At 69.7% G+C, this 20,273-nt stretch carries 23 protein-coding genes; 12 read left to right on the top strand and 11 right to left on the bottom strand.

The features are described 5' to 3' along the window. A complete protein-coding gene (locus tag ACH34W_RS45075; RefSeq protein WP_395967382.1) occupies positions 1 to 333 on the top strand; it encodes a TraR/DksA family transcriptional regulator in 333 nt (110 codons plus the stop codon). A 139-nt stretch (positions 334 to 472) separates the two neighbouring features. Here ACH34W_RS45075 and ACH34W_RS45070 read toward each other — a convergent pair whose 3' ends face one another. Further along, positions 473 to 1,324 carry a methyltransferase domain-containing protein gene (locus ACH34W_RS45070; protein WP_395967381.1) on the bottom strand — a complete coding sequence of 284 codons (852 nt, stop codon included), beginning with the start codon at positions 1,322 to 1,324 and terminating at the stop codon, positions 473 to 475. Between the two features lie 379 nt (positions 1,325 to 1,703). Here ACH34W_RS45070 and ACH34W_RS45065 point away from each other — a divergent pair, with 379 nt between their 5' ends. From ACH34W_RS45065 to ACH34W_RS45035, 7 genes are all read left to right on the top strand, one after another. Beyond that, complete coding sequence (locus ACH34W_RS45065; protein ID WP_395967380.1) at positions 1,704 to 2,348, top strand: sigma-70 family RNA polymerase sigma factor; 645 nt, start codon at positions 1,704 to 1,706, stop codon at positions 2,346 to 2,348. Beyond that, the gene (gene rsrA, locus ACH34W_RS45060) at positions 2,345 to 2,638 is read left to right on the top strand and encodes a mycothiol system anti-sigma-R factor (protein ID WP_395967379.1); all 294 of its coding nucleotides are present in this window, start codon (positions 2,345 to 2,347) and stop codon (positions 2,636 to 2,638) included. Before ACH34W_RS45065 ends, rsrA begins: the two co-directional genes overlap by 4 nt. Positions 2,639 to 2,743: 105 nt before the next feature. Continuing rightward, a complete protein-coding gene (locus tag ACH34W_RS45055; protein ID WP_395967378.1) occupies positions 2,744 to 3,661 on the top strand; it encodes an NAD-dependent epimerase/dehydratase family protein in 918 nt (305 codons plus the stop codon). Between the two features lie 266 nt (positions 3,662 to 3,927). Beyond that, entirely contained in the window at positions 3,928 to 5,280 is a 1,353-nt protein-coding gene (locus tag ACH34W_RS45050) for an HD-GYP domain-containing protein (protein WP_395967377.1), read from the top strand. Between the two features lie 2 nt (positions 5,281 to 5,282). After that, entirely contained in the window at positions 5,283 to 6,614 is a 1,332-nt protein-coding gene (locus ACH34W_RS45045) for an HD-GYP domain-containing protein (RefSeq protein WP_395967376.1), read from the top strand. A 202-nt stretch (positions 6,615 to 6,816) separates the two neighbouring features. After that, positions 6,817 to 8,166, top strand: coding sequence for an acetyl/propionyl/methylcrotonyl-CoA carboxylase subunit alpha (locus ACH34W_RS45040; RefSeq protein WP_395967375.1), 1,350 nt, complete (start codon positions 6,817 to 6,819; stop codon positions 8,164 to 8,166). 45 nt (positions 8,167 to 8,211) lie between these two features. Continuing rightward, the gene (locus tag ACH34W_RS45035) at positions 8,212 to 8,400 is read left to right on the top strand and encodes a hypothetical protein (protein WP_395967374.1); all 189 of its coding nucleotides are present in this window, start codon (positions 8,212 to 8,214) and stop codon (positions 8,398 to 8,400) included. A gap of 10 nt (positions 8,401 to 8,410) precedes the next feature. Here ACH34W_RS45035 and ACH34W_RS45030 read toward each other — a convergent pair whose 3' ends face one another. Together ACH34W_RS45030 and ACH34W_RS45025 are read right to left on the bottom strand one after the other, a co-directional pair. Then, positions 8,411 to 8,902 carry a GNAT family N-acetyltransferase gene (locus ACH34W_RS45030; protein ID WP_395967373.1) on the bottom strand — a complete coding sequence of 164 codons (492 nt, stop codon included), beginning with the start codon at positions 8,900 to 8,902 and terminating at the stop codon, positions 8,411 to 8,413. 107 nt (positions 8,903 to 9,009) lie between these two features. Further along, positions 9,010 to 9,807 (bottom strand): hypothetical protein, encoded by a 798-nt coding sequence (locus ACH34W_RS45025; protein WP_395967372.1) that lies wholly within the window; start codon positions 9,805 to 9,807, stop codon positions 9,010 to 9,012. A 170-nt stretch (positions 9,808 to 9,977) separates the two neighbouring features. Here ACH34W_RS45025 and bioD point away from each other — a divergent pair, with 170 nt between their 5' ends. Next, entirely contained in the window at positions 9,978 to 10,709 is a 732-nt protein-coding gene (gene bioD / locus ACH34W_RS45020; protein WP_395967371.1) for a dethiobiotin synthase, read from the top strand. Further along, positions 10,706 to 11,701, top strand: a complete 996-nt coding sequence (gene bioB, locus ACH34W_RS45015) for a biotin synthase BioB (protein WP_395967370.1) — start codon at positions 10,706 to 10,708, stop codon at positions 11,699 to 11,701. The genes bioD and bioB overlap by 4 nt, the downstream gene beginning before the upstream one ends. A 51-nt stretch (positions 11,702 to 11,752) precedes the next feature. Here the strand turns inward: bioB and ACH34W_RS45010 are convergent, their stop codons facing one another. From ACH34W_RS45010 to ACH34W_RS44995, 4 genes are all read right to left on the bottom strand, one after another. Continuing rightward, positions 11,753 to 12,073 (bottom strand): hypothetical protein, encoded by a 321-nt coding sequence (locus ACH34W_RS45010; protein ID WP_395967369.1) that lies wholly within the window; start codon positions 12,071 to 12,073, stop codon positions 11,753 to 11,755. Continuing rightward, complete coding sequence (locus tag ACH34W_RS45005; RefSeq protein WP_395967368.1) at positions 12,061 to 12,732, bottom strand: Uma2 family endonuclease; 672 nt, start codon at positions 12,730 to 12,732, stop codon at positions 12,061 to 12,063. The genes ACH34W_RS45010 and ACH34W_RS45005 overlap by 13 nt, the downstream gene beginning before the upstream one ends. A 210-nt stretch (positions 12,733 to 12,942) precedes the next feature. Further along, positions 12,943 to 13,686 (bottom strand): GntR family transcriptional regulator, encoded by a 744-nt coding sequence (locus ACH34W_RS45000; RefSeq protein ID WP_395967425.1) that lies wholly within the window; start codon positions 13,684 to 13,686, stop codon positions 12,943 to 12,945. A gap of 91 nt (positions 13,687 to 13,777) precedes the next feature. Further along, a complete protein-coding gene (locus ACH34W_RS44995; RefSeq protein ID WP_395967367.1) occupies positions 13,778 to 14,950 on the bottom strand; it encodes an 8-amino-7-oxononanoate synthase in 1,173 nt (390 codons plus the stop codon). A 62-nt stretch (positions 14,951 to 15,012) separates the two neighbouring features. Here ACH34W_RS44995 and ACH34W_RS44990 point away from each other — a divergent pair, with 62 nt between their 5' ends. Then, positions 15,013 to 16,674 (top strand): histidine kinase N-terminal domain-containing protein, encoded by a 1,662-nt coding sequence (locus tag ACH34W_RS44990; RefSeq protein WP_395967366.1) that lies wholly within the window; start codon positions 15,013 to 15,015, stop codon positions 16,672 to 16,674. 190 nt (positions 16,675 to 16,864) lie between these two features. Here ACH34W_RS44990 and ACH34W_RS44985 read toward each other — a convergent pair whose 3' ends face one another. Both ACH34W_RS44985 and ACH34W_RS44980 read right to left on the bottom strand, forming a co-directional pair. Then, positions 16,865 to 17,125 carry a WhiB family transcriptional regulator gene (locus tag ACH34W_RS44985; protein WP_151566148.1) on the bottom strand — a complete coding sequence of 87 codons (261 nt, stop codon included), beginning with the start codon at positions 17,123 to 17,125 and terminating at the stop codon, positions 16,865 to 16,867. Between the two features lie 289 nt (positions 17,126 to 17,414). After that, positions 17,415 to 18,347, bottom strand: coding sequence for a diacylglycerol/lipid kinase family protein (locus ACH34W_RS44980; protein WP_395967424.1), 933 nt, complete (start codon positions 18,345 to 18,347; stop codon positions 17,415 to 17,417). Positions 18,348 to 18,411: 64 nt separating this feature from the next. On the opposite strand from ACH34W_RS44980, the gene ACH34W_RS44975 reads away from it, so the two are divergent. Then, the gene (locus ACH34W_RS44975; protein WP_395967365.1) at positions 18,412 to 18,897 is read left to right on the top strand and encodes a hypothetical protein; all 486 of its coding nucleotides are present in this window, start codon (positions 18,412 to 18,414) and stop codon (positions 18,895 to 18,897) included. 7 nt (positions 18,898 to 18,904) lie between these two features. On the opposite strand, the gene ACH34W_RS44970 is transcribed toward ACH34W_RS44975, so the two are convergent. Both ACH34W_RS44970 and ACH34W_RS44965 read right to left on the bottom strand, forming a co-directional pair. Next, positions 18,905 to 19,720: an RNA polymerase sigma factor SigF gene (locus tag ACH34W_RS44970; RefSeq protein WP_395967364.1), complete on the bottom strand. Its 816-nt coding sequence runs from the start codon at positions 19,718 to 19,720 to the stop codon at positions 18,905 to 18,907. After that, on the bottom strand, positions 19,717 to 20,145 hold the full coding sequence (locus ACH34W_RS44965) for an anti-sigma factor (RefSeq protein ID WP_395967363.1): 429 nt from the start codon (positions 20,143 to 20,145) through the stop codon (positions 19,717 to 19,719). Before ACH34W_RS44965 ends, ACH34W_RS44970 begins: the two co-directional genes overlap by 4 nt. Between the last annotated feature and the right edge of the window lie 128 nt (positions 20,146 to 20,273).

Here is a 20,273-nt window from a genome sequence, read left to right as displayed (position 1 = left end):
GTGGACGCCGCCACCGCCCGTACCCGACTTGAGGCCATGCTCGCCGACCTGGAGCGTTCGATCGCGATCCTTACCGGCGAGCACCCCGAGCGCGAGAACTCCGCTGCCGACGCGGGTGCGGGCCTCACCGACAGCGACCGTGTCGAAGCGGCGCTCGAATCCCTCGAACGGCACCGCAACGCGGTCCAGGCGGCGCTCCAGAGGATCGAGCAAGGCTCGTACGGCCAGTGCATCGGCTGTGGCAAGGACGTCCCGCCGGGCCGCCTGGAGGCACGCCCGGACGCCGCCCGCTGCATGGTCTGCCAAGCCAAACACGACAGGGCGTTCCGGTGAATGCAAGGCTTTCGGGGCTTGGGTCTGCGACCTCAGCCCGCGCGCGAGCGCGCTAACGGGTCGTGAAGCGATGTCGCGCTCGCCGCTTTTGGGGTTTGGGTCCGAGCCGCCAGGCGAGGGCCCAAGGCCCCAAAGGCCATCAAATACGCCTGGCGCTGGCTAGTAGGTGGATTCCCAGGGACTCGTCGACCAGCGGGGCGCTGAGCTCCGTGCGGACCAGGCGGGGGAGCTCGCGGGGGGACGCAGTCAGGATGTGCTCGACTGTCGACGGGGAGAGCACCGTGCGGGGCCTGATCCACTCGACCTCCAGCCCGACCTCGGTGAGCAGCTCGCGTAGCTGATCGGCCCAGAAGCAGCGGGTGATTGTGCCGTCCGGCCAGGGGACGAGGACGACCTCGGCGCTTGGCACGTCCGACAGGTGGGCCCAGCAGTTCTGCTCGGCCAGCAAGGCCATGCCGAGGGTGAGGGAGTCGACCGTCAGCAGCACGCGGCCGCCGGGGCGCAGCACCCGGGCGATCTCAGCGATGGTCGACTCGGTCGCCAGGTGGCGGGAGAGGGTGCGGTCCTCCGCGATCACCGCGTCCACGCAGGCGTCCGAGAGGAACGGCAGGGCGCCCGTCTCGGCGATGATCTGGCGCAGGGTGCCGGGCGGGTGGTGCTCGTTGTGCCCGGAGCGCGGCGCCGGCGGCCGGTGACGGCCATTCCCGTTGGCGGCCGGCGCCACCGGCGCCACGGGCGGGGCCGCGGCCAGATGGGGATCTCGTACCTCCAGCACCGTGTGGCCGGCCGCGGCGGCGTGCGCGCCGCTGTGCGAATGGCCACCGGACACGTCCAGGACCCGGGATGGACGGCGGGGGAGCCAGCGCGCCAGCTGGGCCGCTGCCACGGCCCAGTAGAACGTCCAGTACATGGCCAGCGACTCTCCGTCACCGGGAGAGTTCCGCAGGCTGGCAATGGAGGGCTCCGGAGGTCGTGCCGGCACCGGTAGCAAAGGGTTGCTCCTGTTCTAGCCGCGTATGTGACTTGTTCCCCGCGGAGGCGCCCACATCACCCTCCGTGCAGGTATGGGTGACCTGACTTAAGCCCGGTGAGACCCGCCCGAAAACACGGTCCGCGGCCGGGAATCGACGGGGTGGTGGCGGCGTTGCACCGATGCATAACCGCCTGCACGCGTACGGCTCACGCTCCGGAAACGGTTTCGGAGGGCCGATGGCGCAGCGTGGGCGGGAGATGACACAGAACGTCCAGCGGAGGTGCAGTCGATGTCCACAGCCGTCGCAGAAAGCCCAAGCGGCACCGCCGTGGTGCCGTCTCAGGGCAGCACGCGGGCACCCGCTGGCGTTGTCAGGCCACGCCGACCTATATCGTCTGTGAGGTACGACGCCGCCGGCGTCGCCACGACGGAGGGGGTGGGTCAGGTCCCGGGCACCACGGAGACCGTGGAGCAGCGCCAGGAACGGTTCCAGCGCGATGTGCTCCCGTTCTTGGACCAGCTGTACTCGGCCGCCCTGCGCATGACGCGAAACCCGGCGGATGCCGAGGATCTCGTGCAGGAGACCTTCGCCAAGGCCTTCGCGTCCTTCCATCAGTTCAAGGAAGGCACGAACCTCAAGGCCTGGCTCTACCGGATCCTGACCAACACGTTCATCAACTCCTACCGCAAGAAGCAGCGCCAGCCTCAGCAGGCGGCGACCGAGGAGATCGAAGACTGGCAGCTCGCGCGCGCCGAGTCGCACACCTCCAGCGGGCTCAAGTCCGCCGAGGCCGAAGCGCTGGAGCACCTGCCCGACTCCGACGTCAAGAGGGCGCTCCAGGAGCTCCCCGAAGAGTTCCGCATCGCGGTCTACCTCGCCGATGTCGAGGGCTTCGCGTACAAGGAGATCGCCGACATCATGGGGACCCCTATCGGTACGGTGATGTCACGGCTGCACCGAGGCCGGCGGCAGCTGCGCGGCATGCTTGAGGACTACGCTCAGGAGCGCGGCCTCACCCGTGCGAGGGAGGGATCGGCATGAGCTGTGGCAACCACCACGAGACGCCCTGCACCGAGGTTCTCGCCCGGGTCTACACCTACCTCGACGGCGAGCTCGACCAGGGTGGCTGCAGCCAGGTGCGGGAGCATCTCGACGAGTGCGGCCCCTGCCTCCAGGAGTACGGCCTCGAGGAGGCCGTGAAGAAGCTCGTCAACAAATCCTGCGGCTGCGAGCCCGTGCCCGGCGACCTGCGAGCCAAGGTGCTCGGCCGCATCGAGCAGATCTGCGGCGAGATCAAGTCCGCCGAGACGACGTCCTCCGAATCGGCCTGAACCGGCCGTGAACGGCCCGAGCCGGGCCTGACGCGGGCCGGCCCGGCCTGACCCGGCCTGCCAGGGTCCCCCGCGCCGCGGTCGCGGCTCGGTATCGTGACTCGGGTGCTCGCACTCGTCACCGGCGCGGCCGGATTCATCGGCTCCCATCTCGTCGATCGCCTTCTCGCCGACGGCCATGAGGTCGTCGGCGTCGACGATTTCTCGACGGGCGGCAACACCCGTACCGACATCGAACTGTGGCGGATGAACGTCGCCGATCCGGCCCTGGCCGAACGCGTCGCGGGCCGCCGCCCCGAGGTCGTCTTCCATCTCGCTGCCCAGGTCAGCGTGCGCCTGAGCGTCGCCGACCCGTTGCTCGACGCCCGGACGAACGTCGTCGGCACGGCCAACGTGTTCGAGGCGGCGCGCGTGGCCGGGAGCCGCAAGGTGGTCTTCACATCCAGCTGTGCGGTCTACGGCGTGCCAGACGTCCTCCCGGTGCCGCCGGACGCCCAGTTGCGGCCCGCGTCCCCGTACGCGGCGTCCAAGGTGTCCGGTGAGATCTACGCGCAGACGTACAAGGCGCTGCACGGTCTCGACTTCACCACGCTCACGCTCGCCAACGTCTATGGCCCGCGGCAGACGCCCGAGGGCGAGGCGGGGGTGATCTCGATCTTCACGGACGCGCTGCTGACCGGTAGGCCGACCCAGGTCTTCGGCGACGGCAAGCAGACCCGCGACTACGTCTACGTGGCCGACGTCGTGGACGCGTTCATGCGTTCGGCCGGCGAGCAGGGCGGCGGCGAGCGGTTCAACGTCGGCACCGGGCTGCAGACCACCGACCGCGAGCTGCACACGCTCGTCGCCGAGGCGGCCGGAGCGCCGGACGAGCCGGCGTTCGCGCCACCGCGGCTCGGCGACCTGCCCGCCATGTCGGTCGACCCCGGCCCCACCCGTGCCGTGCTCGGCTGGACGCCCGCCGTCAGGCTGCGTGAGGGTCTGTCCGCAACGGTTGCGTGGGCACGGTCCCGAGACAGCTGATCACTTAAGGTGACGATTGCTTCACGCTTTGCTCACGATTCCCCGCATGCCTGTGTGGCGTGGGCCCCCCAGGTTAGGCTTGTGCCGAAATCAGCGACGGGAGCATCATCACCTGCCCGGGTGGCCGGGGCGAGGAGCCATGCCAGAGCATGTGATGTCGGCGGGCAGGGCGGCGACGCCACGGTGTCCTCACAGCTGGAGTCCAGGGGCGTTTCCTGGGCGTAGGCCTGCCGGCTTCGGCCGCGTCGACCTCTGAGGGGGCGGCAATGCGTGGACTACCGCTCGCGGCATGGGCGTACGTCTGCGGAGTGGTGGCGCTGGCGACCGGTCTCATCGCGGTGAACTTCAAACCGCTCGACTGGGAGACGCTGATCGTGCTCGCGGTCCTGGGGGTGCTCTTCCTCATCTGCGACTCGGCGCCCGCGCTCCTCAACCTGGAGCGCGCCCGGGTCTCCCTCAGCTTCGCCGCCAGCCTGGCGTCGGTCGTCCTGCTCGACCCGGTGGGCGCCGCGCTGCTCGGCTTCTGTGCGGTCGTCACAGGGCAGCGCCGCCTCTCCACGGTCAAGCGGCTGTTCAACGGCGCGCAATTCGCGCTGTGCGGCTTCGCCTCCGGCGTCGTCTTCGAGGCGCTCGCCCCCGACGGCCTGAAGCCGGGGCGGGGCCACTGGGTCGAGCACGTCATCGGCCCGTTCCTCGGCGCGCTCGTCACGTTCGTGCTGGTCAACTTGCTGCTTGTGGCGGGCATCCTGCTACTCAGCAAGCAGGCCACTCTCCGTGAGCTGCTGCGCGAGAGCGGCGGGCTCGCCTTCGGCTGCCTCGGCTACGGCATGTTCGGGCTGCTCATCGCGGGGCTGTGGCCGCGGGTCGGGCCGTTCGCCGCCGTGCTCGTGCTGCTGCCGCTGTTCATCGCGCGCTGGGCCCTGGAGCAGACCCGCGCGCAGCAGCAGGCGCACGCCGCCACCCTCGCCGCGCTCTGCCAGGCGGTCGAGACCAAGGACTACTACACGCGCGGCCACAGCGAACGGGTGTCCCGCGGCTCGGTGATGATCGCGCAGGAGATCGGCATGCGCTCGGACCGGGTCGAGGCCATCCGCTACGCGGGGATGCTGCACGACGTCGGCAAGCTCGGCGTGCCGACCAAGGTGCTGCAGAAGTCCGGTGACCTCACCGAGGAGGAGTTCGCCGCGATCCAGCTCCACCCGATGCGCGGGCTGGAGATCGTCCGCGAGATCGGCTTCCTGGACGAGGCGCTCGCCGGGATCATGCACCATCACGAGAAGGTGAACGGCCGCGGCTACCCCATGGGCCTCGCCGGCGACGAGATCCCCGAGTTCGCCCGCATCATCGGTGTCGCGGACGCGTTCGACTCGATGACCTCCACCCGCTCCTACCGCGCCGCCCGGACGATCGAGGAGGCCGTGGTGGAGCTGCGCAAGTGCGCGGGCGACCACTTCGACCCGGTCATGGTCGACGCGTTCCTGTGCGCCCTGGAACGCAGCGGCTGGGAGCCCCCGGAGCCGGTCGTCCTGCCGGAGGACAACGTCGTGGAGATCACCCTGCAGGACCACGATGATCCGACCGTGCCGATCCGCGTCGCGACCGACGAGGTCCGGCGGTAACGGTGACCACCCAGGAACGTGCCGCGTGGCAGACGCTCGACTCGGGCCAGCTGCTGCTGATCGCCTCCGCGGGGCTCTTCGTCATCGTCGCGGTCACGCAGGTGGCCGCGGTCGGCCTGGTCCAGCCCGACGTCGCGGTCATCTTCGGGGTGCTGATCGCTCTCGGTGAGCTGTTCCGCATGGTCATGCCCGGCAACCGCGAGGTGGCGCCCATCGCCACCGCGGGCGCGATCGGCTACGCCCTCCTGGTCGGGGTCGGTCCCGAGAGCGCCGGGGCCGACCCGGATCCCGGCGTGGTGCTGGCGACGCACTCGCCGCTGCAGGTGGTCGCCGTGACCGCCGTCGGCATGCTCATCGGCTCGCTGCCGCACATCGCGGTCGGACGCTCGCCCGGGCTGGACGCGATGGCCCGCCGGCTGTTCACCGTCGCCGTGGTGTCGCTGTGCTTCCGGCCGCTCGTGACCTCTGGGATCGATTCGCTGCCGCTGCTGTTCACGTTGATGGGCGTGGTCGCCGTCTTCGCCTGCTTCGCCGACGTCCTGGTCGCGTCGGTGATCCGGGCCGAGGCGGTGCGGACGCGCTTCGGCATCGCGTTGCGCGACGAGATCCGCGCCAAGATCGCGCTCTGTGCCGCCACCACAGCGACGGCCATGCTCGTCGCCGTCTCCACCACCGTGATGGGTCCGGCGGCGCTGCTGATCTTCACCGCGCCGATTCTGGTCACGCAGTTCGCGTTCCGCCGCTACGCCGGTGTGCGCGCCACGTACCTGCAGACCGTGCGCGCGCTGTCGCGCGTCACCGAGGTCGGCGGCTACGTCGAGACCGGCCACTCGCGCCGGGTGTCCCGGTTCGCCGTGTCGATGGGCCGCGAGCTCGGCATGTGCGAGGAGGAACTCCTCGAACTGGAGTACGCGGCGCTCATGCACGACATCGGCCAGCTCTCGCTCGCCGACCCGATCCCCGGCGGCGCCACCGTGCTGGCCGCACCGACCGAGCAGCGCCGCATCGCCGAGCTCGGCTCCGAGGTGATCAAACAGACCGGCGTGCTCGACCGGGTGGCCCACATCGTGCACCTGTCGTCCCACCCGTACCGGACCGGCCACGGCGAGACCCCCAACGGCGCCGCCGCCCACGTCGAGCGGCCGGTGCCGCCGCCGCTCGCCAGCCGCATCATCAAGGTTGCCAACGCCTACGACGATCTCGTCGGCGACTCCGGCGACCGTGACCGCGGCGCCGCCGTGCTGGAACGACTCCGGCTCGACTCCGCCTCCGAGTACGACCCGACCGTCGTCGAGGCGCTGAGCCGCGTCGTGGACCGCTACGTCCGCCGCTGACACGTTCGCCGCTGACCGCGTGTAGATCCGCGTCCGGGGGTATACGTCCCCGCGGACAAGTCCACGAGTTGGTATTTGTCAACGGCATGGCCGGACTGGACGCCGTCGCACCACTAGTCTCGGCCACGTCCAAGGTGTCGCATGCAGAGCGGTCGTGTGCAGTGCGAGCGACCGGCCGGAGCCGATGAAGGAGTGTCCGCAGGTGTTCGAATCCGTGCTCGTGGCGAATCGCGGCGAGATCGCCAGCCGGATCATTCACACCGCGCGCCGGATGGGCGTCAAGGCCATCGCCGTGTACTCCGAGGCGGACGCCGACCTCCCGTTCGTCGCCGAGGCCGACGAGGCCATCCTCATCGGCCCGCCGCCGGCCGCCGCCAGCTATCTGGACGCCTCCGCGATCCTGGAGGCCGCGCACCGCACCAACGCGCAGGCCGTTCACCCCGGATACGGCTTCCTCGCCGAGAGCGCCGAGTTCGCCCGCCGCGTGATCGACTCCGGTCTGACCTGGGTCGGCCCGCCGCCGCTGGCCATCGGCCGGATGGGCGACAAGATCAACGCACGCAACCTGATGAAGGAGGCCGGCATCCCGGTCACCCCCGGCACCTGGGAACCCGTCCCCGACGTCGCCACCGCGGTCGAGGAGGCTGAACGCATCGGCTACCCCGTCATGGTCAAGGCCGCCAGGGGCGGAGGCGGCGTCGGCATGGGCGCCGCGTTCGACGAGCCGGGTCTGCGCAGCGCCTACGAGGCGGCACGATCGCGGGCGGAGCGTCATCTCGGCGAGCACAGCGGCAGCCCGGACATCCTGATCGAGAGGTTCGTCGAACGGGCGCGGCACGTCGAGGTGCAGATCCTCGGGCTGACCGACGGCACCGTGATCGCGCTGGGGGAACGCGACTGCTCGGTGCAGCGCCGTCATCAGAAGGTCGCGGAGGAGACACCTTCCCCAGGCATCACCCCCGAGCTGCGGGAGCGCATGCTCGCCGCCGCGGTGCGCGCGGGCGAAGCGGTCGGCTACCGCGGCGCCGGGACGGTCGAGTGCCTGGTCGATCCGGCCACGCAGGACTTCTTCTTCCTGGAGATGAACACCCGTCTCCAGGTCGAGCACCCGATCACCGAGCTGGTCACCGGCCTTGACCTGGTCGAGCTGCAGTTCCGCATCGCGGCCGGTGAGCGGTTGACGATCGGGCCGGTCCGGCCGGACGGGCACGCGATCGAGTTCCGGGTGTACGCCGAGGACCCGCAGCGCTTCCTGCCCAACCCCGGAGAGATCAAGATCTGGGAGGAACCCGTCGGGCACGGGATCCGGATCGACGCCGGATACGCCGAGGGCACCATGGTCACCCCGTTCTACGACCCCCTGCTGGCCAAACTGTGCGTGCACGGCACCGACAGGGCCGACGCGCTCCGGCGCGCACGGGCGGCCTTGGACGCCTTCCGGATCGAGGGTCTGGAGACCAACCTCCCGTTCCTCATCGAACTGCTGGACCGTCGCGAGTTCGTGGACGGGACGTACGACACCGGGCTGGTGGACCGGATGCGCGCGCACTAGGACGCGCGTGCTGCTTACATCAATAGAGGGAGTACTGTGCCGGTCGTGGAGAGTGCCTACTGCGATCGCTGCGGCGAGCCCGTTCACCAGGGTGACCACGGCTCGTGCCGCGCCGCTCGCCGGATGGAGCCGCCCCGCTACTGCGGCCGGTGCCGCCGGCGGATGATCGTTCAGGTGACGCCCACGGGCTGGAGCGCCCGCTGCTCGGAGCATGGAGAGCTGGCGTCGACCTGACGGTCGAGGCTCAGAGGAGCCGGACGTAGGCCTTGAGGGGGAATCCCGGCACCGGGGAGTAGTCCCGTTCCGGGGTGCGCGTGAAGCCCATTCGCTCGTACATGCGTTGCGCTGCCCGCATGTCCGGTTGGGTGGCCAGTCTGACGCGGGCGAGGCCTGCCGCACGGGCACGTTCCAGGCACGCGTACACCAAGGCCTGTCCCACGCCCTTGCCTTGTGCGCGTTCACCGACGGCCAGCATTCGGATCTCGGCTTCGTCGGGGTGCCGCGCCAGCTGGGTGTAAGGGCTGCCTGGAACGCAGTAGACGAGCGCGCCGGTGATCTCTGCCACCAGGAGCTCGGCTTTGGCGGCGCGGTCAGCGGCGTTCCGCAGGATCGGCACGTACGTGGAGGTGGGGGACACGAAACCGCCGCCGACGTAGGCCTCCACGGTCAGATCTCCCGCCCTGGCGTACTCGTCGGGCCTGGCCAGACGGACGAGGACGGAAGGCGGCTCAGACACCGGTGGTGCTTCGCGGATAGGCGATCTCGGTGCCCCACCGTGCCGAGGTTCCATGAACGCACGCTAACAAGCGACCGTTCACCGAATAGGTGTTAGGGGAATAGGCGTCAGGCGCGGGCTACGTCCCTGCAGGTGTGCTCGTTGGGAAGCAGGGGACGCAAGCGCACGGCATAGGTCTTGCCCTGGCTCAGCCAGACGACGTTGCTTTGGGCGAGTTCCCTGGCGGTAGTCGAGTCGAGATGGGTGACCACCTTGCAGATGGCTCCGGCTGCCCGCTCGCCCTGGGCCAGCGGTGCGAGGGGCCACGGCTTGATGGTCTTGCCCGAGGACGTGGTCTCTCCGGCGAGGACGGCGACCTGGAGTGGCAGGTAGGGGCGGTGGGAGCCTTGCTGATCGGCAGTGGGCCAGGCGTACGGCTGGAGTCGCTTCCACATCCGCACGGCCGGGTCGGCAGGCTGAGACTCGGGCTGGATGACCCTGGTCCGCGCCGAACCCATGGTGATCTCCACGATCTGCGCATCGGCGACATCCTCGGAGCCGGCCGTTCTGGAACGTTCGAGACCGGCTGCCCGGGCGTCGCGGAGCAGCCGCGTCAGCGCATCCGATCTCAGCTGGAACTTCGCCAGGCTGTCGACCGGTGAATCGACGTCGCCTTTTTGGATCGCGTACGCGCGGCCGTCGGCGTACAGGGAGAACTCGGGGATGCTTCCGGGACCACCTAGACCGGCGAAACCGCCGGTCATCCGCCACCGCAGGAGCAACCGGTCTGACGGACCGGCCGACGGGGCCTCGGACGCCGGTGCGGAGGTCGCGGGTGTCGGCGTCCATGTCGAGCAGTCGGGATCGGAGAGGGCGCAGGCTTCCTTGTCGTCCCAGATCGAGCCGCAGCCGGTGAGGACGCCCACGCTGATCAGTATGAGTGCGATGCTCCGGCTGGCCAGGCCTGCGGATGGAGCTGCCATATGGCTTGGACGCGTGGCCGGGGCCGCGGGTTTCCGCCCGTACAAAGTCTGCGTGTCAAGACTGTGGGAATCAGCGAGCCTTGAGTGAGTGACCGCACGCTAGTGTGCGGCTCGTGAGTGTGCTCGTAGTGACCGGAACCTGTACGGGTGTCGGCAAGACGATCGTCACCGCCGCGCTGGCCGCGCTGGCGGCGGCCCGGGGGACGCCGGTCGCCGTCGTGAAGCCCGGGCAGACCGGGGCGGCCCCCGATGAGCTCGGCGACCTCGATGAGGTACGGCGCCTCGCGGCGATCGATGACGTGCACGAGCTCGGGCGGTTCCCGGACCCGCTGTCGCCCGCGGCGGCCGCGCGACGGGCGGGGATGCCGCCGATCAGCCTGCCCGAGGTCGTGGACCAGGTCCGCGAGCTGTCGGAGACCCGGCGGCTGGTGCTCGTCGAGGGCGCCGGCGGCCTGCTGGTCCGGTACGACGACGAGGGCGCGACGGTGGCAGATTTGGCGCGGTGGCTCGGCGCGGCCGTGGTCGTGGTGGTCCGGCCCGATCTCGGGACGCTCAACCACACCGCGCTGACGCTGGAGGCGATGGCGCACCGCGGGATCCAGCTCGCCGGAGTCGTGATCGGGGAGTGGCCCGAAGAACCCGGGCTGGCCATGCGCAGCAACATCCAGGACCTGGAGACGATCGCCGCGCGGCCGCTCGCCGGGGCGATGCCCGCGGGCGCGGGCGCCCTCGACCCCGCCGAGTTCCTGATCACCGCGCATCGGTCGCTGGCCCCGGCGTTCGGCGGTGCCTTCGACGCTGCTACCTTCCGCGATAGCTACGGCCTCACAAAGGAGAATCCGTGACCGACATCCTCGAGGTGGCTCGCCGCCAGGTGCTCGACGAGGGCAAGGGTCTGTCCGCCGCGCAGGCCCTGGAGTGTCTCAACCTTCCCGATGACCGGCTCGAGGAGTTGCTCGCCCTCGCCCACGAGGTCCGCATGCGCTGGTGCGGCCCGGAGGTGGAGGTCGAGGGGATCATCTCCCTCAAGACCGGCGGCTGCCCCGAGGACTGCCACTTCTGCTCCCAATCAGGCCAGTTCACCTCCCCGGTCCGCGCCGTCTGGCTCAACATCCCCGAACTGGTCGAGGCCGCCAAGGAGACCGCCAAGACGGGCGCCACCGAGTTCTGCATCGTCGCCGCGGTCCGCGGCCCGGACGAGCGCCTGATGAAGCAGGTCCGCGAGGGCATCAAGGCGATCAACGAGGCCGTCGAGATCAACATCGCCTGCTCGCTCGGCATGCTCACCCAGGCCCAGGTCGACGAGCTGACCGAGATGGGCGTTCACCGCTACAACCACAACCTTGAGACGGCCCGTTCCCACTTCTCCAACGTGGTCACCACGCACAGCTGGGAAGAACGCTGGGACACCCTCCGCATGGTCAAGGAGGCCGGCATGGAGGTGTGCTGCGGCGGGATCATCGGCATGGGCGAGACCGTCGAGCAGCGCGCCGAGTTCGCCGGGCAGCTCGCCGAGCTGGAGCCGGACGAGGTCCCGCTCAACTTCCTCACCCCGCGCCCGGGCACCCCGTTCGAGAACTTCTCCCTGGTGGAGGGCAGCGAGGCGCTCAAGACCATCGCCACGTTCCGGCTGGCCCTGCCCCGCACGATCCTGCGCTACGCGGGCGGCCGCGAGCTCACCCTCGGCGACCTCGGCACCCGCGACGGCATGCTCGGCGGCATCAACGCCATGATCGTCGGCAACTACCTGACCACCCTCGGCCGCCCCGCCGAAAAGGACCTGGAGCTCCTCACCGAACTCCACATGCCCATCAAGGCCCTATCCCAGACCCTCTAACCCCATCACACGTGTGGGCGCCGACCCGGCGCCCAACACGTATGCCCGGCCTCACGTCTGGTCCCTGGACGCCTCCCGCTTCGACGCCTCCCACCCACGACGGATCTCCTCGCGAAGGCGCTCGTTCTCTTCCCACACCTCCTGAACGGTCCGATGACGAGCTCTCGGTGAGTCGGGCAGTGGTGGACGGGGCGCTCCATCGATGCAGACCTCGCCGCCGATGACCTCGACCTTTGCCCCCTCCTCGGCGTTGACGTGATCCCAGAGCTCGCCGGAGCACCACAGGTTGTAGGGAGTGTCGGGCAGTTCGATCTCGTAGGCCTGCCGGACGACGTACCACTCGGTGCGCGACTCCTCGCTCACTTCTTCCATGGCTTCCATCCGCTGGTGTCGATGTCGACGTTGAACGGATCAGGTAGGTGGACCTTCTCGCCGAACTGCCACCCCTCCACATGCAGGTAGGCGGCACTCGCCTGATCTGGGATGGAGAAGAGTGTGATGGCCGACCGCTCTGGATCACGGTCGACAAGGAGGCAGTAGGGAATCTCGGCCCGCGCGTAGCCCGTCCATTTGGACGGCTTCTTGGCCGGGTCGCGCTGCTCGGTCGGTTTTCGATCGTCGTCCGCGCGACTGGGAGAGGTCACCTCCACAGCCATCTCGATCTGGTCGGGGACGAATCCGGGCACGTCCGCGTCGTCGGCGTCCTTGAGCATGGCGGCATCCAGGACGACCAGGTCGGGGATGTAGCCGCCGTCCGGCCCCACGGGCGTCAATTGCGTGACCTGCAGCAGCCGCCATGGAAACTCGGGATTCTCGTGGTGCGCCCGAGTCAGTGCATTGGAAATATCCTGGACGATGATCGCATGACGGACCGTCGGTGCGGGGGACACGGCGATCTCGCCTCCGATGATCTCTACGCGAGTGCCGTCGTTCGGGAGGTGGAGAAAGTCGTGCAACTCCCCGCGCACCCACATGTTGTACGCGGTGTCAGGGAGTTCCGCCGTGTATGGCGGAAGCTCTACGAGTGTCACTTTAGGCGACCCTTCGCTCACGATCTGCTCCGGTCATCGTAGGGATCGTGTGTTCAGAGCGTACCCAGAACGGGTGACCTGGTTGCTGTGGGTGACGAAAGTGCTGCTCAGTGACGTGTGATGGCGGTCACCGTGGCCGGATACGGTCAGTGAAGGTCATCGGGCGTGGCGTAACCGGGGGGAAATGGCCGCTTAACGCGGCTGACTTTTTTAGCCGCGGCGGAGGCGGGTGATGAATTTGTAGCGGTCGCCGCGGTAGAGGGACTGGGCCCATTCGACGGGCTGGCCGGTGGAGTCGAATGCGTGCCGGGAGAGCAGGAGCATCGGCAGGCCTACGTCGACGGCCAGGAGCTGGGCGTCGTGCGGGGTGGCCAGGACGGTCTCGATGGTCTCTTCGGCTTCGGCGAGGTGCACGTCGTAGGCGGTGGCGAGCGTCTCGTACAGGGAACGGTGGCGGGGGAGCTCGCGGCGCAGGCCGGGGAAACGGCGGGCCGGCAGGTGCGAGGTGTCGATCGACATGGCTTCGCCGTCGGCGAGGCGGAGCCGGTGAATGCGCAGGACACGGCCGCCGGGGCGGATGCCGAGGAGGGTGGCCAGGCGTTCGTCGGCGCTCACGTAGCCGATCTCCAGGATGCGGGTCTCCGGCTGGAGGCCGTGGTGGCGCATGTCCTCGGTGTAGCTGACCAGCTGGAGCTCCTGGGAGACCTTCGGTTTGGCGACGAAGGTGCCTTTGCCCTGGATGCGCTGGAGGCGGCCCTCGACGACCAGCTCTGCCAGAGCCTGGCGGACCGTGGTGCGGGAGGTCTCGTACTTCTCGGCGAGGGTGCGCTCGGGCGGCAGCGGGCTGCCCGGGGGGAGCTGCTGGATCAGCTCGACCAGCAGTTCCTTGAGCTTGTAGTACTTGGGGATGCGCGGGGCGGACGCCGAGTGGTGGTGGCGTCCGAAGTCACTCATGGGCGCGGCGTCGAATCCGGGGCCCGGACGGGGCCCACCCCTGACCTCCGTCACGGACTCTCCTCACGTTCACCAGCGGTTGTCCCCGATGTTACGTGTGAAGACTACGGCTGGTAGAGCCCGAGACCGCCGTCAGGGCCGCCCGGAGGATTGTGAAGTCGGACTCGGCCACCGACGCGCGGGCGGTGAGGCGCAGACACGCCCTTCCCTTGGGGACCGAGGGCGGCCGGAAGCAGCCCACGCGGGCGCCGTGCTCGGCACAGATCTCGGCTGCGCGGAGGGCGACATGGGGCTCGCCGAGGAAGACCGGGACGACGGCGGCGGCCGGGGCGGCAGTCTCCAAACTGAGGTCTGCCGCGATCCCGGCCATGCGACGGGCCACCGCACGGGCGCGGGCGGGAAGGCCGGGTTCGGTCTCGATGGCGTCCAGCGCCGCGAGGGCGGCACCGGCGGCGGGCGGATTGAGGCCGGTGTCGAAGATGAACGCCCGGCCGGTGTCGACCAGTGTCTCGATCAGCTCGGGGGCGGCGAGGACCGCGCCGCCCTGGGCGGCGAGGGACTTGGACAGGGTGAGGGTGAGGACGACGTCGGGTTCGGCGGTCAGGCCTGCGGAGTGCGCGGCGCCGCGGCCGTGCTCGCCGACGACCCCGAGGGCGTGCGCCTCGTCGATCACCAGGAGGGCGCCGTGGGCGCGGGTGACTCGGTGGAGGGCGGCCAGGGGCGCCAGGTCGCCGTCCACGGAGAAGACGGCGTCGGTGACGACGAGCGCGTGTTCTTCGTCGCGGTCGGCCAGGGCCTGCTGGACGGCGGCCACGTCCCGGTGCGGGGTGATCACCACGCGGGCCCGGGAGAGGCGGCAGGCGTCCACGATCGAGGCGTGGTTGACCTGGTCCGACACCACGAGCGTGCCCGCGCCGGAGAGGCCCGCCACCGCGCCGAGGTTGGCCAGATAGCCGGAGGAGAAGGTCAGGCCCGCCGGGCTGCCGGTGAACGCGGCGAGCCTGCGGTCGAGCTCGGCGTGCAGTTCGGTGGTGCCGGTGACCAGCCGTGATCCGGTGGAGCCCGTACCCCACTCGCGGGCCGCGGCGACCGCACCCTCGATCAGCCGGGGATCCCGGGACAGGCCCAGGTAGTCGTTCGAGGCCAGATCGATGAGGCCGTCATGGTCGGCGGTACGGGGGCGCAGCCGGCGGCGCAGCCCCGCCTCGTCGCGGCGTTCCGTGGCGGCCCGGAACCTGGCCAGGGGGTCCTGTCCTGCGGTCATGTCCCCGCATCCTGCCAGGTGGGCGGGGCCGGGCAGGCATGGGGATAGGCGATGATGGAGCGGTGCCTACCTTGACCGATCTGGTGCGCGATCACACCGACCTCAACGAGACCGACGTGGAGTGGCTGCACGCCCTCGTGTCGGACTGGCAGTTGCTGGCCGACCTGTCGTTCGCGGACCTTCTGTTGTGGGTTCCGCTGCGTTCGGCGGAGGCCTTGCCCGCCGAGAACGCGCCGAGGTCACGCCCGCGCCCGGCGGTTGCCGGGCAGGGGACCGTGCCCGGCTGGGTGGCGGTCGCCCAGATGCGCCCGACGACGGGCCCGACCGCTTACCCCGAGGACCTGGTCGGCAAGATCGTCCGGACCGGCCGGCGCGGCCTGATCGACGTCGCCTGGCGGGAACGGCGCATTGTGCGTGAGGGCGATCCCGAATGGGGGAGCGGCATCCCGGTCAGGGAGGAGTCGATCCCGGTCCGCCGGGGGGCCAAGTTGCTCGGCGTCATCCAGCGCAGCACCAATCTCAGCTCCGCCCGTACGCCCAGCCGCCTGGAGCTCACCTATCTGCAGAGCGCCAGCGACCTCGCCCAGATGATCTCTGAAGGCCGGTTCCCGGTGCCGGGAGAGGAACCCAATCTGGTCCGCTCCCCCAGGGTCGGTGACGGGCTGATCCGGCTTGACCGGACCGGCCGGGTGACCTACGCCAGCCCGAACGCGCAGTCGGCGTACCGGCGCCTCGGCCTGCAGGCCGACCTCGTCGGAGAGTCCCTCGGCGAGGTGACGGCCGAGCTGTGCGACACCGGCGAGCCGCTGGAGGAGGCACTGACCGCCCTTCTCAGCGGCCGGGCACCGCGCGAGGTCGAGGTCGAGTCGAACGGGTCGATCATGCAGCTGCGGACCATCCCGCTCGTGGTCGGGGGTGCCCGGATAGGCGCCATCGTGCTGGTCCGCGACGTCACCGAGCTCCGCTGGCGGGACCGGGAGCTGATGACCAAGGACGCCACCATCCGGGAGATCCACCACCGGGTGAAGAACAACCTGCAGACCGTGGCCGCGCTGCTCCGCCTGCAGGCCCGCCGGCTTCGCATCCCCGAGGGACGGGCCGCGCTGGACGAGGCGGTACGCCGCGTCGGCTCGATCGCCATCGTGCACGAGACGCTCTCGCTCACCCCGGACGAGCTGATCGACTTCGACGACATCGTCGATCGCGTGATCACCATGGCGGGCGAGGTCTCCACCCCCGAGACCCGGGTCGTCCCCAAGCGCACCGGCAGCTTCGGCGTGCTGCCCGCCGAGATCGCCACGCCGCTCGCCATGGCGCTCACCGAGCTGCTGCAGAACGCGCTGGAGCACGGCCTGCCCGATCACCGCGACGGCACCCTGGAGGTCGTGGCCCACCGTTCCGACGAACACCGTCCCGATGAGCACCGTTCCGACGGGCACCCTCCCGACGAGCACCGTTCCGGCAAACACCGTCCCGACAAACACCGTTCCGACGAAGAGGCACGGCGGCTTGTCGTCACCGTCGCGGACGACGGCGTCGGGCTGCCCGCCGACTTCGACGTGGAGAGCAGCAACAGCCTCGGCTTGCAGATCGTCCGCACGCTCATCGTGGGCGAACTGGGCGGCACCTTGGACTTCCACCGCCGCTCCGGCGGCGGCACCGAAGTGATCGTCGACGTCCCCCTGAATCACAGCAACCGCCCAGGCGGCCCACCGGTCCGCTGAAGCTCCCGTGGTGCAGGTGATGATGTTGCGGGGCGGACATGACAAACGCCCGTGGCTTGGCCACGGGCGTTTGCGGTGCCCTGGTCGGCGTCTTGGGCTCTCCGGCTGGGGAGTTCGGAGGCGGCGCCGGTTACGCCCGGCATGGCCGGGCGGCGGGTGTTCGCGAAGTGTGAAGCTAAGAAGTGTGAAGTTAGAGGTTGGCGTTGGCGCGGGCCCGGGCGCGGGCGTTGCGGCGCTTGAGGGCGCGGCGCTCGTCCTCGCCCATGCCGCCCCAGACGCCGGAGTCCTGGCCGGACTCGATGGCCCAGCGGAGGCAGGCGTCGGTGACGTCGCAGCGGCGGCATACCTGCTTGGCCTCTTCGATCTGCAGGATCGCGGGCCCGGTGTTGCCGATCGGGAAGAACAGCTCGGGATCCACGTCACGGCAGGCTGCGCGGTGGCGCCAGTCCATGCGGTCCACTCCTTCGTCAGCGTGGAGATGCTCCACTTGTGAACGGTTTCACATGTCGCGAACACCCCGTACCGCAAAGGTTTTGTGTGCAGGGGTGATTTGGTTACGGCGCTGCGAGCAGGCGGCTGACGACATTGGGCCGCTCTCGGCTGGCGCACTTTGAGCGTGTCAGGGCCCCGCAGCCGGACGCAAGACCTTTGAGAAACGTTTCTCAAAGTATGGGTGTCGGATGTGTCACATCAGTGAGTCGGGCTTGTTGCCTTGTCGTTAACAGGGCCCATGATCAGCCTCATATGACAATGCGTATCGCCTTGGGCACCGATCGGAATGTGATGCTCTCCTGCTCACCAAGGTAGTCGCCGTCGAGCTGAAAGGCCACGGGACGCTCCGCGCGGAGGGTGAGTTCCGCGGCGTCGTGAACGTTGAGCGTGTGCGTCCCCTGTACTGGGCGGTTACCGCCCAGCAACATCTGGCCGACGGCCCCCAGCATCGGGAGGACGTCCATGGATTGCATTCCGAAGACGTCGAGGCCGCGGTTGAAGTTCGCGCGGGGACTGAGATTCAGCGCACGGGGACCCATGAAAGTCCATGGCGACGTGTTGGACACGAACGCGAAAAACAAACCGGATTTGGCGGGCCGCCCGGGCCGCTCCATGGTGAGCGCCGACCGCTTGCGATCGGTTCCCGTGAAGAAGTGCCGGAGTGCGGTCCGCACGTAGAGGGACGGGTCGGCCCTCGCGCCCGTCACCCGGCGCCGTTCGACCTCGCGGACCACCTCCGCGTCAAAGCCCACTCCTGCGCCGAACGTGAAATATCGCTCTGCTTCGTCGGCGAAGCGGGCGGTGCCCAGACCCACACTGCGGTGACGTCCGGCACGCAGCGCTTCGAGCACGGTGCGCGTCGCGGCGATGGGGTCGTTCGGCAGGCCCAACGCGCGGGCGAAGACGTTGGCGCTGCCGCACGGCAGGACCGCCAGGGCCGGGAGGTCGGGGGAGGGGCCCTCGGCCAGAAGTCCGTTGACCGCCTCGTTCACCGTGCCGTCACCGCCGACGGTCACCAGGATGTCGTAGCCCTCCTCGGCCGACTGCCGGGCGAGCTCGGTCGCGTGGCCGCGGTGTCCCGTCTCGGCGATGTACAGGTCGAGGTCGCCGGAGACGGCCCGCACGAGGATGTCGCGGGCCCGCCGGGAGGTGGAGGTCGCCTTGGGGTTGGCGATGAGCATGGCGCGCACGGGCGCAAGGGTATCCATCGCGCCCAGTACTCAGGCGCCGGTAGGGTTCCAGGTTGTGTCCAAGCGCCCCATGACCGTGAACGCCGCCGCCGCCCTAGAGGCCGCGGAGGGCGTCGCCGCCGTCGGATTCGGCCTCTACGTGGGGGTCGAGACCCTGCTCGGCGAGCCGCACGACCCGGCGACCGCGATCGGGGTGACCACGCTGGCGCTGGCCGGCGGCGCCGGGATGCTGGCGTGCGCGCGCGGCCTGCTGCGCGCCGAGCCCTGGAGCCGCGCGCCCACGGTGCTGACGCAGCTGTTCGCGCTGCCGATCGCCTGGTCGTTGTGGCAGAGCGAGCAGTACCTCATCGGCGTTCCGCTCGGTGTGGTCGCTGTTCTTGCTCTCGTCACGGTGCTCGCTCCGCCAAGCACCGCGTGGCTCGTCCAGGACGAGAGCGATGGTGACGCGGGTGACAGCGACGCGGACGACGACGACGCGGGTGATGGCGACGACGCGGGCGGCACCGGGAGCGCGGACGAGCGTCCCCGCTCCGATGCCTGACCCCTGATCACTCGTCGGCGGTGAGCCCGTCGCGCAGCTGGGCCAGGGTGCGGGCGAGCAGCCGCGACACGTGCATCTGGGAGATGCCGAGCTCGGCGGCGATCTGCGACTGGGTCATGTTGCCGAAGAACCGCAGCAGAAGGATCTTCTTCTCGCGCGCGGGCAGCTTCTCCAGCAGCGGTTTGAGGGACTCGCGGTATTCCACGCCCTCCAGCGACTCGTCGATCATGCCCAGCGAGTCGGCCACCGCGGGGGCGTCCTCGTCGCCGGAGTCGGGGGCGTCGAGCGACACGGTGGAGTAGGCGTTGGCCGACTCCAGTCCCTCGAGCACCTCCTCCTCGGTCATCTGGAGGTGAGCCGCCAGCTCGCTGACCGTCGGCGCGCGGCCCTCGCGCTGGGCGAGGTCACTGATCGCCTTGGTCAGCGACAGCTTCAGCTCCTGGAGCCGCCGCGGGACACGGACGGCCCAGCCCTTGTCGCGGAAGTGCCGCTTGATCTCGCCGACGATCGTGGGCGTGGCGTACGTGGAGAACTCCACCCCGCGGCCCAGATCGAACCGGTCGATCGACTTGATCAGGCCGATCGTGGCGACCTGGATCAGATCGTCCAGCCATTCGCCGCGGTTGCGGAAGCGGCGGGCGAGATATTCGACCAGCGGCAGGTGCAGCTCCACCAGCTGGTCGCGGATGCGCTGGCGCTCGGGGTCGCCCTCGGGCAGCTCGGCGAGCCGCTCGAACAGGGCCCTGGCCCGGGCGCGGTCCGGAACCGCGCTTTCGGTGCGCTCGTTGCCGGTGCTGCCGGCGACCGTCGTCTTTTCCGTCACGGGGCCCCCGCCGCGCCGCGGCGCTTCTGCAACGTCACGGTCACCCGGTCGTCGGCACCGACGCGCGAGTCGACCTCTCCGGCCAGCGAGGAGAGAACGGTCCAGGCGAAGGTGTCGCGGCTGGGTTCCGTGCCCTCGACGGTCAGCACCGACACGGAGATCCGCATGGCGTCTCCGGTCAGCTCGAACTCGCATGTCAGGTCGGTCCCGGGGACCGCCTGGGCGAGCAACATCGCACACGCTTCGTCGATGGCGATGCGCAGGTCCTCGATCTCGTCCAGCGTGAAGTCCAGCCTGGCCGCGAGGCCCGCCGTGGCGGTTCTCAGGACGGACAGGTAGGCACTGGCGGCGGGCAACTTCACCGTCACCACGTCGCGCAAGGACAACTTCGTACTGGCCGGCATCGCAGCGGTTTCCTCGGTCACGTCACTCCCTAACTGGGATAGTCCCGCTGCTTCGAAACTACCGCGTGCGGAGCCCCCGGCGAGACTTCGCCGCGCGTGGCTTTCCCACGGATTCGCGGACCGACGCGGTTGTTCTCGCTTCAAACGTG

This window comes from Actinomadura sp. 6N118 (genome assembly GCF_044326415.1).
GTDB lineage: Bacteria > Actinomycetota > Actinomycetes > Streptosporangiales > Streptosporangiaceae > Spirillospora.
The sequence above is the reverse complement of the archived record's forward strand: the minus strand, read 5'-3'. Positions and strand labels throughout refer to the sequence as shown.

Coding starts and splice junctions, on each gene's coding strand:
- ACH34W_RS44995 (WP_395967367.1), bottom strand. CDS start 14,950: ATGACCGCAGGACAGGACCCCCTGGCCAGGTTCCGGGCCGCCACGGAA.
- ACH34W_RS45050 (WP_395967377.1), top strand. CDS start 3,928: ATGCGTGGACTACCGCTCGCGGCATGGGCGTACGTCTGCGGAGTGGTG.
- rsrA (WP_395967379.1), top strand. CDS start 2,345: ATGAGCTGTGGCAACCACCACGAGACGCCCTGCACCGAGGTTCTCGCC.
- ACH34W_RS45000 (WP_395967425.1), bottom strand. CDS start 13,686: ATGAGTGACTTCGGACGCCACCACCACTCGGCGTCCGCCCCGCGCATC.
- ACH34W_RS44985 (WP_151566148.1), bottom strand. CDS start 17,125: ATGGACTGGCGCCACCGCGCAGCCTGCCGTGACGTGGATCCCGAGCTG.
- ACH34W_RS45010 (WP_395967369.1), bottom strand. CDS start 12,073: ATGGAAGAAGTGAGCGAGGAGTCGCGCACCGAGTGGTACGTCGTCCGG.
- ACH34W_RS44980 (WP_395967424.1), bottom strand. CDS start 18,347: ATGCTCATCGCCAACCCCAAGGCGACCTCCACCTCCCGGCGGGCCCGC.